The sequence below is a fragment of the Leifsonia sp. 22587 genome (assembly GCF_052044215.1).
GTDB classification, from domain to species: domain Bacteria; phylum Actinomycetota; class Actinomycetes; order Actinomycetales; family Microbacteriaceae; genus Leifsonia; species Leifsonia shinshuensis_C.
In genome coordinates, this window is record NZ_JBQENB010000003.1 from 100,694 (window position 1) to 113,975 (window position 13,282).

Genomic DNA, 13,282 nt, shown 5'->3' on the forward strand with positions numbered 1-13,282 from the left:
CCGCTGCGGCTGGGGCAGCGCGTCCGGCCCCACGTCCAGCACGTCGAGCACGCGCCCCGCGACGAGAACGCTGACGGAGGCGTCCCCGACGTGGATGAGGTACTCGGTGGCGGGCAGCGTCTCCGCCTCCTCCACGCGGAACGCAGCGCGCAGCGTCACACCCAGGGCGTCGGTTGTGAGCACGTCGCCCTCAGCGCGCTCCTCAGACACCGCCCAGCCCCAGCGTTCGAGCGCCAGCACCACCGGCTCGAGCTCGCGCCCGAGGGCGGTCAGCTCGTACCCGCCGCGTACCGTCGGCACGCGACGGATGACCCCGGACTGCTGCAGCTCCTTGAGCCGGTCGCTCAGGATGTTCGTGGGGATGCGCGGGAGCCCCGCCTTCAGGTCGCTGTAGCGTCGCGCGCCGGCGAGCAGGTCGCGGACGATGAGCAGTGCCCACCGTTCGCCGACCCGCTCGACCGCGCGCGCCACTCCCCCGGACTGGCCGAAGCCCCGTGGTGACCGTGCCGCCATGCGCGGCCGTCAGGCCTGGGCGGGAACGTCGGCGCCCTGCCCGGTCATGTACGCCTCCGGCCCCTTCTCGGCGGCTTCCGGCGCCATCCAGAGGTAGGACAGGTTGTTGCCGTCCGGGTCCTCGAGGTCGCGGGAGTACATGAAGCCGTAGTCCTGCGCGGGGCGCGGCTCGTTGCCGCCCGCCTCGATGCCCTTCGCGACGATCGCGTCCACGCCCTCGCGGGAGTCGGCGCTCAGGGCGATCGATGCCCCGGCCTGGCTGTGCGGGTCGATGATCTGCTTGTCGGTGAAGGTGGCGTAGAACTCGCGGGTCTGCACCATGAAGTAGATGGTGTCGCTGAGCACGACGCAGGCCGCGTTCTCGTCGGTGAAGAGCGGGTTGATCGTGTAGCCGAGCGCCTCGTAGAACGCCTTGGAGCGGTCGAGGTCGGCCGTCGGGATGTTGACGAAGATGTTGGTGGCCATGATGTCCTCCTGTGGATGATCCGGTGTCGGAATACGCCTAGCTTGCTCTTTGCAAGTTCACTTGTCAAGAACAAGTAAACCGCGTTTGCGAAGCGAGGCGATCGCCTCCCGCATCTCCCGCGCCAGCCGCACCCGGCCATCCGCCTCCGCGGCCTCCAGCGCGAGCGTCTGGGCGGCATCCGCACCCGAGAACCAGGACGCGACCGTCACCCCGTGGCCCGGCCGCGACACGACCCTGACGGCGTCGCCCGCTCCGACGCTGCCCGACTTGACCACCGAGAGGTAGGCGCCGGGCCGGCCCTCCTCGGTGAAGCGCTTCACCCACTGCGGCTCGCGCATCCGGCGCTGGAACGTCGCGCAGGGCTCGCGCGGGCACGTCACCTCCACGATCAGCTCGTCGCCGATCGCCCAGCGCTCCCCGATCTCGGCGCCGTTCACGTCGAGGCCCGAGGTGCGCAGGTTCTCGCCGAACAGTCCCGCCGGGATCGGCAGGTCCAGCTTGCTTGCCCAGACCGCCGCGTCCTCCTCGGCGTAGGCGTAGAGCGCCTTCGACGGGCCGCCGTGGTGCTTCCGGTCCGCCTGCACGTCGCCGAAGAGCCCGAGCGGCCGCACCCTCAGGCGCCGGTTTGCGGGCCGCTTGTCGATGGCGGTGACGCCGATCCCGGAATCGGGAAGCAGCTGCTCCACCCGGCACACCGCGAGAATCTCTGCCATCGGCCCAGTATGTCAGCGCACCCCGCGCATCATCCGCAGCACCCAGGGGCTGATCAGAGCGAGCAGGATGCCGATGACGACGGCCACGCCGCCGATGATGCTGAAGTAGACGCCCTCCGTCTCCGGCTTGTACAGCTTGGCGAGCTGCCCCGCCATCGCCGTGCCGAGCGCCACCGACAGGAAGTACAGCGCCACCATCTGCGCCTGGAACGAGCGTGGTGCGAGCTTCGTGGAGGCGGACAGCCCGACCGGCGAGATGAGCAGCTCCGCGATCGTGAAGACGAGGAGGATGCCGACCATCGCGAGCAGCGGCGTGCTGTTCTTGCCGCCGCCCGCCCAGAACAGGAAGAGGAAGAACGCGAGGCCCATCACTACGGTTCCCGCCGCGAACTTGATCGGGGTCGACGGCTGCTTCTCGCCCCACTTCGTCCAGATCGCGGCGAAGACACCGGACAGCAGGATGATGAAGATCGGGTTGATGGACTGCACCCACGAGACCGGGAACTCCCACCCGAAGAGGTCGCGGTTCAACCGCTCGTCGGAGTAGATGGTCACCACGGTGAACTGCTGCTGGTAGAGCGACCAGAACGCCGCGTTCGTGATGAACAGCGGGATGAAGGCGAGGATGCGGCTGCGCTCGTCGCTGTTCAGCAGCCGCGAGGACAGGATCACGACGAAGTAGGCGATGGCGGCGACGATCGTGACGCCGATCACCCAGAGCGCCAGGTTGAAGGCGTTGATGACGTGCGTGAGCACCAGGACGACGATCACGATGATCCCGGCCACCCCGATCCCGATGACCAGCGGGTAGCGCCGGCGCTCCAGCGGGTTCGGGACATGGCGGGATGCGTCGGGCAGGCGCTTCCGGCCCAGCGAGTACTGGATGAGGCCGATCGCCATGCCGACCGCGGCGAGCGCGAAGCCCCAGTGGAAGCCGAGCGTCGTCTGCAGCAACCCGGTCAGCAGCGGCCCGAAGAAGGCGCCGAGGTTGATGCCGAGGTAGAAGAGGGAGAAGCCGGCGTCGCGCCGCGGGTCCTTCTCCTCATAGAGGGTCCCGACGATGCGGGTCGCGTTCGCCTTGAGTCCGCCGCTGCCGAGGGCGACGAACAGCAGGCCGACGAGCACACCGGCGACTCCGGGGATGAGGGCGAGCGAAATGTGCCCGGCCATGATGACCACGGCGCTCCAGAACAGCACCCGCTCGGAGCCGAACAGGCGGTCGGCGAGCCAGGCGCCGAGGATCGTGGCCAGGTAGACCGCGCCACCGTAGGCGCCCACCACGCCCGCGGCGGTGGGCTGATCTATCCCGAGGCCGCCGCGCTCCACCGAGTAGTAGAGGTAGATGAGCAGGATGCCCTGCATGCCGTAGAAGGAGAAGCGCTCCCACATCTCGACGCCGAAGATGTTGGCGAGCGCTCGCGGCTGCCCGAAGAAGCCGTGGCTCGCGTCGTCGTCGCGGCGGGCCGGCGCGGTGTCGGTTTCGCTCATGGCGCCCATGCTCCCACCGTCGGTGCGGCTTCGAAACGCGGCAGATGGCGAGACATTGCGTCGATACGCACAATTCGGTCACATCCTTGACGCAGACGCAACGATCCGCCATAAACTCGGCCCGTGGACAACCTCGATCGCAGCATCCTCGACCTCCTGCGCCAGAACGCGCGGGCCGGCTACGGCGACATCGGCTCGGTGGTGGGGCTCTCCGCCTCCGCCGTGAAGCGTCGCGTCGACCGGCTGGTCGCCGACGGGGTGATCCGCGGGTTCACCATCCAGGTCGACCCGGCGATCGACGGCATGAGCACCGAGGCGTACGTGGAGCTGTTCTGCCGCGGGACCGTGTCCCCCGAGGAGCTGCTGCGCATCCTCTCCGCGGTGCCCGAGGTCGTGGACGCCGGCACCGTGACCGGCAGCGCGGACGCGATCGTGCACATCCGCTCCCGCGACATCCCGAGCCTCGAAGCCGCGCTCGAGAAGGTGCGGCTGGCGCCGAACGTCGACCACACGCGGAGCGCGATCGTGCTCTCCCGGCTCATCAACCGCGGCAACGCCTGACTGTCGCGAATCTTCAAGACGTCCGGCCCCGACCGGACGAGAGTGGCGGCATGAGCACGACAGCACGGGCCGACATCCGCATCGACGCCTCCCGCGAGCGCCTCTGGCAGGCGCTCACGGACCCGGACACCATCTCCCGGTTCCTCTTCGGCAGCCGCGTCGAGACCGACTGGCGTCCGGGCAGCCCGATCGTCTACCACGGCGAGTGGGAGGGCAAGCCCTACGAGGACAAGGGCGTGATCCTCGAGATCGAGCCGGAGGACCGCCTCGTCACCAGCTACTACAGCCCGCTCAGCGGGAAGCCGGACGTGCCCGACAGCTACCAGACCGTGTCGTACCTGCTCGCCGACGACGGTGCGGCGACGCGCGTGACGATCACGCAGGACGGCTGCGCCGACGAGGCGGACGCCGAGCGGATGGCCGCCAACTGGGGCGCCGTGCTCGAGAGCCTCAAGAGCGTCGTCGAAGAGCGCTGAGCGCGGCCTGCGAGAACCTTCAGAGCCGCCGCGTCCCGTCGCGCCGCCATCCGAGCGGCGACACGGCCAACAGTGGCACGATGGGCGCATGAAGCTGCTCGTTGTCGAAGACGATCCGGACATGGGCGGCCTCGTCCAGCGCGGCCTCGCCGCCGAGGGCTACGAGGTCACCCTGGTCAACAACGGCGTCGACGCTCTGATCGCCCTCCGTGGCGACACGTTCTCCGCCGCCGCGATCGACGTGATGCTGCCCGGGATGAGCGGCTTCGAGCTGTGCCGCCACATCCGGGAGGCGTCCAACCCAATGCCGATCCTCCTCCTCACCGCCCGCGACGCCATCGAGGACCGCGTCCACGGGCTCGACTCCGGCGCCGACGACTACCTGACCAAGCCCTTTGCGTTCGCCGAGCTGGCGGCACGCGTCCGGGCCCTGCTGCGCCGCGAGCCGAGCGGGATGCGCCCCCAGGTGACGGTCGGACGCCTCACCATCGACTCGCACGAGCACCAGGCGCTCGTCGCCGGGCACGAGATGCCGTTGAGCCGGCGGGAGTTCACCCTCCTGCGCCTGTTCGCGACGAACCCCGACAAGACGCTCTCCCGCGCGGACATCCTGGAGTCGGTGTGGGGCACGACCGAGAACATCGGCACCAACGTGATCGACCAGTACGTGTCGTACCTGCGCAAGAAGCTGGACGCGGCCGGCGCCGGGCTCTCCATCGTGACCGAGCGCGGGCGCGGCTACCGCCTCGACGCCCGCAACGCGGCCGACCCGAAGAGGACAGCGGGCGCCGACGCGGCCGCTCACGACGGCGCATCGACTCCGTGAATCGCCTGCGGCGGCTGTCGATCTCGGCGCGCATCACGATCGGCAGTCTGGTCGTCGCCGCCCTGTTCGCACTGCTCGCGGTCGTCGTCATCCGGATCGGTGTGTCGTCGATCCTCCACAACGCCACCCTCACCCTGCTCAACAACGACGTCACCGCTCCCGTGGAGGGGCTCCCGACGAACCCGGACGGTCCGTTCGACCTCCCGGGCGGCGGCCAGGAGCTGGCCGTCGTGTCCTCGGACGGCAGCATCCTCGCCTCCACCATGCCCGAGGGTCTCGAAGACCGGATCGGCCGGCTGATCAGCCAGGGAGACGGCGCGCACGACGTCGAGGCGGGCGGCGAGCACTACCTCGTGCTCACGCGGAGCGTCGCCACGTCCGACGGGGTGCGGTACGTGCTGGCGGCCCGGAACAGCGAGACGACGGACCTGCTGCTCGACCGCCTCACCGCTGCGCTCCTTGTCGGCGCGGGCGTGCTGATCTTCGCGTTCGGCGGCGCCTCCTGGCTGCTGGCGCGCACGGCGCTGCGCCCGGTGAGCCGGATGCGCGAGCAGGCGGACCGGATCGCCGCCTCCACGCCCGACGAGGCGGGCCTCCTGCCGGTCGGCCCCGCGCAGGACGAGCTGTCCGAGCTGGCGACGACCCTGAACGACCTCATCCTGCGCCTGCGCGCGTCGGCGGACCGGGAGCGGCAGATGGTGTCGGATGCGAGCCACGAGCTGCGGACGCCGCTGGCCGTGCTCCGCGGGCAGCTGGAGCTGGCCGAGCTGGATGCGGGCGACGCCGACGCCCTGCTGCAGGACATCCGCTCATCTCACGCAACATCCATCCGTCTCGCGCAGCTGGCGAACAACCTGCTCGAGCTGTCGCGCATCGAGGCGGGACCGTCGAGCGGGCGCATCGACTGGCGGACGCTCGTCGACGAGCTGACCGACGCGATCGACCGCGCCCGGCTGCTCGTGAGCAGCGACGACGACGCCACCGGGATCTCCGTCGACTTCGAATACGACCCGCGGCGCCGCCCGGACGCGGGCGCGCGCGTCGCGTTGTCGCCTACGGACTTCGGCCGCATCCTGGACAACCTGCTCGGCAACGCGATCACGGCGATCCGCTCGTCGGACGGCGATCACGCGGAGGCGACGGTCACCGCGTCGCTCGCCCTGTCGGCGGAGGCGCAGGGCGCCGAGTCGGTGGTGCTCACCGTCCGGGACTCCGGCCCGGGGATGCCGGAGGCGTTCATCCCGGTCGCGCTCGACCGCTTCACCCGCGCGGACGGCGCGCGCACTGGACAGTCCGGCGGCGGACTGGGTCTCGCGATCGTCGGCGCGCTAGCGGGGGCAGCGGGCGGCAGCGTGGAGTTGCGGAACGCGGAGCCCTCGGGGCTGACTGTGACGGTCATGCTGCCGCTGCTGCGGGACTGAAGGCCGGTCTCCCGGTCCCCGGCCTCCCGGCCCCCGGTCAGTGCCCCGTGTGATCGGAGTCGACGCCCGCGTCCGGGCCCTCGTCGAGCCGGTCGAGCTGGGACAGATCGTCGGCGTCGAGCTCGAAGTCGAACACCGCGAGGTTCTCGGCCATGCGCTCGGGATTGCGCGACTTCGGGATGGCGACCAGCCCGTTCTGCACGTGCCAGCGCAGGACGATCTGGCTGGGCGTGCGCCCGTGCTTCGCTGCCAGGTCGGCGAGGACCGGCTCGGCCAGCAGGTCGCCGCTTCCGCCGATCGGGCTCCACGACTCGGTCACGATGTCGTGCTCGCTGTCGTAGGCGCGCTGCTCCCGCCGCGGGATCGCCGGGCTTAGCTGGATCTGGTTGACCGCGGGGGCGACGCCGGTCTCGGCGAGGAGACGGTCGATATGCGCCGGCTTGAAGTTGGAGACACCGATCGCGCGCGCCTTGCCCGCCTCACGGAGCCGGATGAACGTCTCCCAGGTGGACACGAACTGGTCGCGCTGCGGGAGCGGCCAGTGGATGAGCAGCAGGTCCACGTAGTCGAGCCCCAGCCGCTGCAGGCTCGCGTCGAGACCGGCCACAGCGCGGTCGTCGCCCTGGTAGTTGCCGTCGAGCTTCGTCGTCACGAACCAGTCGTCGCGCGGGACACCGCTCGCGGCGACTCCGCGACCGACGCCGACCTCGTTGCCGTACTTGGCGGCGGTGTCGACGTGGCGGTAGCCGATGCCGGCGGCGGCCACGACCGCCTGCTCCACCTCGGCGTCGTCGAGCGGCCACGTGCCGAGACCGAGCTGCGGGATGCTGCCGCCACCGGCCAGCGGGAGGGAGGGGATCGAACTCGTCATGCCTGTCACCCTACGCGCGACTCGATGACCCCGTCCGACAGTGTCGTCGGGTTGCCGAACCGGTGGTTGGTGATCGAGATCGCCTGCTCGTGGAGGAACGTCAGCACCTCGACCCGCCCCGACGGCGTGACCGGACCGTGGTAGACCGCGACGTCCGGCGTTCCGCCCAGGGCGGCCGCGAGCGCCGCGGGGTCGCCGCCGATGAGGCGGATGCGGTGAGCGGTGATCCGGCGGCCGCGCACCCGCGACAGCCAGTGCGCATCCGACTCGACGGTCACCTCGACCTCCCGTTCTCGCAGCAGGGCGAGCATCCGCTTGGGCAGCGCTGCCGGCGTGCTGACCGTGAACGGCGAGCGCGCGACCGTCGCCGCCGCCATGACCCGCAGCAGCTCTGGCAGCGAGCTGCCCTCCGACAATCGGATCGCCACCGGAACCGGGCGATACCGGAACAGGTTCCGCTCGACCCCGAGACCCGAGACGTCCTTCACCCGGTGGTATTCCGTGGCCACCGCGATCGCGTCGCTGAGCGCGGAACGTCGCACGAGGTCGAACGACGGGTAGTCCATCGACGACTGCCCCGATTCGATCAGGTCCGAGACGCGGGGTTCGAGCCCGCGCAGGTGCAGGCTCGAGCTGGAGCTGCCCGCCTCCGGCACCCACGAGCCGAGCCCGATCACGTAGTTCGGACCTCCGGCCTTGGCGCCGGCGCCGACCGACGACCGCTTCCACCCTCCGAACGGCTGACGGCGCACGATCGCCCCGGTGATGCCGCGGTTCACGTAGAGGTTGCCCGCCTCGACGGTGTCGAGCCAGTGCGCGAGCTCCTCGGCGTCTAGCGAGTGGAGCCCGGCCGTCAGCCCGTACTCGACGGCGTTCTGGTACCGGATCGCCTCGTCGAGGTTGCGCGCGGTCATGATGCCGAGAACGGGTCCGAAGAACTCCGTGAGATGGAAGTACGATCCCGGCGCCACGCCCGTCCGGATCCCCGGAGACCACAGCCGCCCCGAGCCGTCCAGCGGCTTCGGCTGGACGAGCCACTCCTCCCCGGCGCCCAGCGTGGTGAGTGCATGCAGCAGCTTGCCCGACGCCGGTTCGATCAGCGGGCCCATCTGGCTGGCCGGGTCCTGCGGGTATCCCACTCGCAGGCTCGTCGTCGCGTCGACGAGCTGATTGCGGAACCGCTCGGACGTTCCCACCGAACCGACGAGGATGACCAGGCTGGCGGCGGAGCACTTCTGTCCCGCATGCCCGAACGCGCTCCTGACGATGTCGGCGACGGCCAGGTCGTAGTCGGCGCTCGGGGTGACGATGATCGCGTTCTTGCCGCTCGTCTCCGCCAGCAGCGGAAGGTCCGGCCGCCACGACCGGAACAGCCGCGCGGTGTCGTACGACCCGGTGAGGATGACGCGGTCGACGCGCGGGTCGGAGATGAGCTGCCGGCCGAGGTCGTTCTCGGCGACGTCGACCAGTGCTAGCACCTCGCGCGGGATGCCCGCCTCCCACAACGCCTCCACCATGACGGCGGCCGCGCGGCGCGCCTGGGGCGCCGGCTTGATGATCACGCCGCTCCCCGCGGCGAGCGCCGCGAGAACCGAGCCGGCAGGGATCGCGACCGGGAAGTTCCAGGGCGGCGCGACGACGGTGAGGCGGGACGGCACGAACCGCGCGCCCTGCACCGCATCCAGCTCGCGTGCCCGCGTCGCGTAGTAGTGCGCGAAGTCGACGGCCTCGCTCACCTCGGGGTCGGCTTCGGCGATGGTCTTGCCGGTCTCCGCGGCCATGACCTCGATCAGGCGGTCGCGATTCGCTTCGAGGGCGTGGCCCGCGCGGTCGAGCAGCACCGCGCGGTCCTGCCCGGAGCGTGCGCCCCATGCGGCGCCGGCCTCGGAGACCGACTGAAGGATCCCATCCAGTCGCGACGCGTCGGTGATGACCGCGGCTTCGATGGTGTCGACGCCAATGCTGGTCGATTCCGCGCGGACGAGGATGCGCCGCCCCCAGCCACGGTTGGCGGCCCGGGACGGATCGGTTTCCGGCGCGTTCCGGAAGGCGTCCGGCGCCCGCAGCTCGACGCCCGCGGACCCGCGCGTCAAGCCGAGCACCACGCTCGTCAGCCCCTCGTCGCCGCCGGGCGCTGCGTCGGCCGCCGGAGGATGCGTGAACGACGGCGCCGAGGCGTCCTGCCACTCGCGCGTACGGTCCTGCTGCCGGTTCGGGACAGGCGTCGCCCCGCGCTGCCGGTCCGCCTCGAACTCGGCGACCGACGCGAGGAACCGCTGCTTCTCGCGCTCGAACAGCGTGGGGTCGGATCCCAGCTCGAAGACCGCGGACATGAAGTTCTCCGGGCTGGCGTTCTCCTCCAGCCGGCGGATCAGGTAGGAGATCGCGACATCGAACTCGCGCGGGTCGACCACCGGCGTGTAGAGCACCAGGCGCCCCACCGTCCGGGTCACGACCTCCGCCTGCGCCGTCGCCATGCCCAGCAGCATCTCGAAGTCGATCCGGTCGGTCACCCCGCGGCGCGACGCGAGCAGCCAGGCGTAGGCGATGTCGAACAGGTTGTGCCCGGCGACCCCGATCTTGACCGCATCCGCGTGCTCCGGGGTGAGCGCCCAGTCCAGCACCCGCTTGTAGTTGGCGTCGGTCGACTGCTTGCTCGAGTAGGTCGCCAGCGGCCAGTCGTGGATGGTGGCGTCGACCCGCTCCATCGCCAGGTTGGCGCCCTTCACCACGCGCACCTTGACCGGAGCCCCGCCCTGGATGCGGCGCTGCGTCGCCCACTCGGTGAGCGTCTGCAGCGCGTCCAGCGCGTCCGGCAGATACGCCTGCAGCACGATCCCCGCCTCCAGCCCGAGGAACTCGGGACGGCTGAGGATGCGCATGAACACCGCCATCGTCAGGTCGAGATCGCGGTACTCCTCCATGTCGAGGTTGATGAACTTCGGGGTCGGCGACGCCGCCGCGAGCTCGTAGAGCGGCGTCAGGCGGTCGACCACCCGGTCGACGGTCTCGTCGAACGCCCACATCGACAGCTGCGAGGCGATCGAGGAGACCTTGATCGAGACGTAGTCGACGTCGTCGCGCGCGAGCAGCGTCCGCGTCCCGTCGAATCGCCGCAGCGCCTCCTTCTCGCCGAGCACCGCCTCGCCGAGCAGGTTGAGGTTGAGGCGCGAGCCGTGACCCGCCGGGTCACCCGGCTCGCGCAGGCGGGCGAGAGCGGGCCCGAGCTTGTCGGGCGTCGCGTCGACCACCAGGTGGCCGACCATCCGCCGGAGGACCAGCCGCGCCAGCGGGATGACCACCCACGGCAGCACCGGGCCGAACACTCCGCCGAGCCAGATCGCGGCGCGCTGCCACCACGGAAGGAACCGCGGGATGCGCCTGGCGACCCGCTGCAGGTTGTAGCCGGCGACGAACAGGTCCTGCGGACGCGCGACGCCGTCGACGAAGCCCACCGCGAACTCCAGACCCTCGGGATCGCTCAGCACCCCCGCCAGCCGCTCGGCGGCGGGGTCCCGCCGCGCCGTGGAGCCGTCGGCTCCCCGCCCGCTCTCGGCGAGCCACCGTCGCACCAGCTCGACCGCCTCGTGAGCGATCGCCGCCGGGCGCGTGTCAGCGCCATCTGTTGCATCGACCATGGTGACGACACTATTACCCGGCCCCGAACGCTCCCGGAAGCGACCTGAAGATGTGGATAACTCGTCGCGGCTAGAGTCGATCCATGACCGACCGCTCCACCTCGTCCTCCGCCGCGACGCACGACATCGTCATCGTCGGCGGCGGCCACAACGGCCTCACGGCGGCCGCTTACCTGGCCCGCGCGGGCAAGTCCGTCATCCTGCTCGAGCGCCTGGACGACGTCGGCGGCGCCGCGGTCAGCGCGCAGGCGTTCGCGGGTGTCGAGGCGCGCCTGTCGCGCTACTCCTACCTCGTGAGCCTGCTGCCGCAGCGCATCATCGGCGACCTCGGGCTCGACATCCGCCTGGCCCGCCGGCGCTACTCCTCCTATACCCCTGTGCCCGGCGACCCCGCCGGCGCGGGTCTGCTGATCGACAACACCGACCACGCTGCCACCGCCGCCTCCTTCGCGCGCATCGGCGCGGCCGACGACGCCGCCGGGTTCGACTCCGTCTACCGCAGCACCGGCGAGCTCGCCGCGGCGCTGTGGCCGACGGTCACCGAGCCGCTGCTCACCCGGTCGGAGGCGCGCGCCCTGGTGGGCGACGACGAGCTCTGGGATGCGCTCATCGAGCGGCCGATCGGCGAGTTCATCGAGTCCCGCGTGCAGAGCGATCTCGTGCGCGGCGTCGTCGCGACCGACGCCCTGATCGGCACGTTCGCCAGCGTCTCGGACCCCGACCTGTCGCAGAACCGCTGCTTCCTCTACCACGTGATCGGCCAGGGGACGGGCGAGTGGGATGTGCCGGTCGGCGGCATGGGCGCGGTCACCGGCGAGCTCGCGCGCGTCGCCCGGGAGGCCGGAGCCCGGATCGTGACCGGCGCCGAGGTGACGCGCATCGACCCCGACGGCACCGTCGAATACGTCCGCAACGGCCACGAACGGCGGGTCGAGGGCGCGACGGTCCTCGTCAACGTCGCCCCCGATGTGCTCGACGGCCTGCTCGGCGAGACGCCGGAGCCGCCGCGCGAGCGGGCGGAGGGCGCCCAGGTCAAGGTGAACCTCCTGCTCGAGCGCCTCCCCCGCCTCCGCGACGACGCCATCGACCCGGCCGCGGCCTTCGGCGGCACGTTCCACATCAACGAGACGTACAGCCAGCTCGAGGAGGCGTACGCCGGGATGACCCGCGGCGTCATGCCCGAGCTCCTCCCCTGCGAGATCTACTGCCACACCCTCGCCGACCCGAGCATCCTCGACCCCGAGCTGGCGGCGACCGGCGCGCAGACCCTGACGGTGTTCGGGCTGCACACCCCCGACCGCTGGCTCACCGACGAGAACAACGACGCCACCCGGCAGCGGCTGCAGGATGCGGTGCTCGCGTCGCTCGACTCGGTTCTCGCCGAGCCGATCGAGAGCCTGATGCTGACCGACGCGGACGGCAGGCCCTGCATCGAGACGAAGACGACGCGCGACCTGGAGCAGGCGCTGAACATGCCGGGAGGCAACATCTTCCACGGCCCGCTCTCCTGGCCGTTCGCCGAGGACGACGAACCGCTCGCCACCCCGGCCGAGCGGTGGGGCGTCGCCACCCGGCACCCGCGCATCCTGCTCTGCGGCTCCGGAGCCCGGCGCGGTGGAGCCGTCAGCGGCCTCGGCGGCCACAACGCCGCGATGGCCGTGCTCGAAGGCTGAGAGCTCTCGAAACCAGCCCTCTGCCGCTTCCGGGCCGGCGTGACTAGTGTGTGCATCACCAGAGGCTGAGCCGACGGAGGTCACCATGATGCCGCAGCCGACAGGACGACTCGTCCGCAAGGACGACGGGGTCTATCTCGTTCTCGATCGCATGTTCCGTGCGCCCATCGAGGAGGTGTGGACGTACTTCAGCCGGTCCCCCCGGCTGGCCGAGTGGCTGGGCGAGTACACCGGCTCCGGTTCGACCGGCGCGGTGAAGCTGCGCATGACGGCCGACGGCGACGACGCGGAGTGGCAGGACGTCACGGTCATGGAGTGCGCGGCGCCGCACCGGCTGCACGCGGACATCGGAGCGGCCGGCTCCTCCCATCGCATGTTCGTGCACCTGACCGAGGCGACGGGCCGCACCACGGTCACCGTCGGGCGGCGGCTGCGCTCGCTGACCGAGGAGGCCGACGCGGGACCGCGCTGGGACTACTACCTCGACCGCCTGGTCGCCGCGCATGACCACAAGCCGGCTCCCGAGTGGAGCAGTTACGGTCCCGTGATGATGGACCACTACAAGTCGCTGTGCCGGGAGCTCGACCGCGACCTCCGCACCGACGCCGCAGCCGCGCGCGCCGGCCGCGCCTGACG

The 13,282-nt window shown here is 70.9% G+C and carries 12 protein-coding genes; 6 read left to right on the plus strand and 6 right to left on the minus strand.

The window, feature by feature from the left end; genetic code table 11:
* The 4 genes from ACTJI1_RS12590 to ACTJI1_RS12605 form a co-directional block, all read right to left on the minus strand.
* On the minus strand, window positions 1-513 hold a 513-nt coding region (locus tag ACTJI1_RS12590; protein WP_440742921.1), incomplete at its 3' end, for a winged helix-turn-helix transcriptional regulator.
* 9 nt (window positions 514-522) lie between these two features.
* Window positions 523-978 carry a VOC family protein gene (locus ACTJI1_RS12595; RefSeq protein ID WP_310133057.1) on the minus strand — a complete coding sequence of 152 codons (456 nt, stop codon included), beginning with the start codon at window positions 976-978 and terminating at the stop codon, window positions 523-525.
* 57 nt (window positions 979-1,035) lie between these two features.
* Window positions 1,036-1,692 carry an MOSC domain-containing protein gene (locus ACTJI1_RS12600; protein ID WP_440742922.1) on the minus strand — a complete coding sequence of 219 codons (657 nt, stop codon included), beginning with the start codon at window positions 1,690-1,692 and terminating at the stop codon, window positions 1,036-1,038.
* A gap of 12 nt (window positions 1,693-1,704) precedes the next feature.
* Entirely contained in the window at window positions 1,705-3,189 is a 1,485-nt protein-coding gene (locus tag ACTJI1_RS12605) for a peptide MFS transporter (RefSeq protein ID WP_440742923.1), read from the minus strand.
* A 114-nt stretch (window positions 3,190-3,303) separates the two neighbouring features.
* On the opposite strand from ACTJI1_RS12605, the gene ACTJI1_RS12610 reads away from it, so the two are divergent.
* The 4 genes from ACTJI1_RS12610 to ACTJI1_RS12625 all read left to right on the plus strand — a co-directional run bounded on the left by ACTJI1_RS12610 (window position 3,304) and on the right by ACTJI1_RS12625 (window position 6,464).
* Window positions 3,304-3,741 (plus strand): Lrp/AsnC family transcriptional regulator, encoded by a 438-nt coding sequence (locus ACTJI1_RS12610; protein WP_018189220.1) that lies wholly within the window; start codon window positions 3,304-3,306, stop codon window positions 3,739-3,741.
* A 50-nt stretch (window positions 3,742-3,791) separates the two neighbouring features.
* On the plus strand, window positions 3,792-4,217 hold the full coding sequence (locus tag ACTJI1_RS12615; protein WP_440742924.1) for an SRPBCC family protein: 426 nt from the start codon (window positions 3,792-3,794) through the stop codon (window positions 4,215-4,217).
* 88 nt (window positions 4,218-4,305) lie between these two features.
* On the plus strand, window positions 4,306-5,043 hold the full coding sequence (locus ACTJI1_RS12620) for a response regulator transcription factor (RefSeq protein ID WP_440742925.1): 738 nt from the start codon (window positions 4,306-4,308) through the stop codon (window positions 5,041-5,043).
* On the plus strand, window positions 5,040-6,464 hold the full coding sequence (locus ACTJI1_RS12625) for a sensor histidine kinase (protein ID WP_440742926.1): 1,425 nt from the start codon (window positions 5,040-5,042) through the stop codon (window positions 6,462-6,464). Before ACTJI1_RS12620 ends, ACTJI1_RS12625 begins: the two co-directional genes overlap by 4 nt.
* 37 nt (window positions 6,465-6,501) lie before the next feature.
* Here ACTJI1_RS12625 and ACTJI1_RS12630 read toward each other — a convergent pair whose 3' ends face one another.
* Window positions 6,502-7,335, minus strand: a complete 834-nt coding sequence (locus tag ACTJI1_RS12630) for an aldo/keto reductase (RefSeq protein WP_440742927.1) — start codon at window positions 7,333-7,335, stop codon at window positions 6,502-6,504.
* 5 nt (window positions 7,336-7,340) lie between these two features.
* Window positions 7,341-10,973, minus strand: coding sequence for a proline dehydrogenase family protein (locus ACTJI1_RS12635; RefSeq protein ID WP_440742928.1), 3,633 nt, complete (start codon window positions 10,971-10,973; stop codon window positions 7,341-7,343).
* A gap of 83 nt (window positions 10,974-11,056) precedes the next feature.
* Here ACTJI1_RS12635 and ACTJI1_RS12640 point away from each other — a divergent pair, with 83 nt between their 5' ends.
* Window positions 11,057-12,646 (plus strand): phytoene desaturase family protein, encoded by a 1,590-nt coding sequence (locus ACTJI1_RS12640; protein ID WP_440742929.1) that lies wholly within the window; start codon window positions 11,057-11,059, stop codon window positions 12,644-12,646.
* Window positions 12,647-12,731: 85 nt separating this feature from the next.
* The gene (locus ACTJI1_RS12645; RefSeq protein ID WP_310133038.1) at window positions 12,732-13,280 is read left to right on the plus strand and encodes an SRPBCC domain-containing protein; all 549 of its coding nucleotides are present in this window, start codon (window positions 12,732-12,734) and stop codon (window positions 13,278-13,280) included.
* Window positions 13,281-13,282 lie beyond the last annotated feature (2 nt).

Bases quoted from the DNA above. Each gene is read 5' to 3' on its own strand.
- ACTJI1_RS12615 (WP_440742924.1), top strand. From the start codon at position 3,792: ATGAGCACGACAGCACGGGCCGACATCCGCATCGACGCCTCCCGCGAG.
- ACTJI1_RS12620 (WP_440742925.1), top strand. From the start codon at position 4,306: ATGAAGCTGCTCGTTGTCGAAGACGATCCGGACATGGGCGGCCTCGTC.
- ACTJI1_RS12640 (WP_440742929.1), top strand. From the start codon at position 11,057: ATGACCGACCGCTCCACCTCGTCCTCCGCCGCGACGCACGACATCGTC.
- ACTJI1_RS12595 (WP_310133057.1), bottom strand. From the start codon at position 978: ATGGCCACCAACATCTTCGTCAACATCCCGACGGCCGACCTCGACCGC.
- ACTJI1_RS12635 (WP_440742928.1), bottom strand. From the start codon at position 10,973: ATGGTCGATGCAACAGATGGCGCTGACACGCGCCCGGCGGCGATCGCT.
- ACTJI1_RS12605 (WP_440742923.1), bottom strand. From the start codon at position 3,189: ATGGGCGCCATGAGCGAAACCGACACCGCGCCGGCCCGCCGCGACGAC.
- ACTJI1_RS12645 (WP_310133038.1), top strand. From the start codon at position 12,732: ATGATGCCGCAGCCGACAGGACGACTCGTCCGCAAGGACGACGGGGTC.
- ACTJI1_RS12630 (WP_440742927.1), bottom strand. From the start codon at position 7,335: ATGACGAGTTCGATCCCCTCCCTCCCGCTGGCCGGTGGCGGCAGCATC.
- ACTJI1_RS12600 (WP_440742922.1), bottom strand. From the start codon at position 1,692: ATGGCAGAGATTCTCGCGGTGTGCCGGGTGGAGCAGCTGCTTCCCGAT.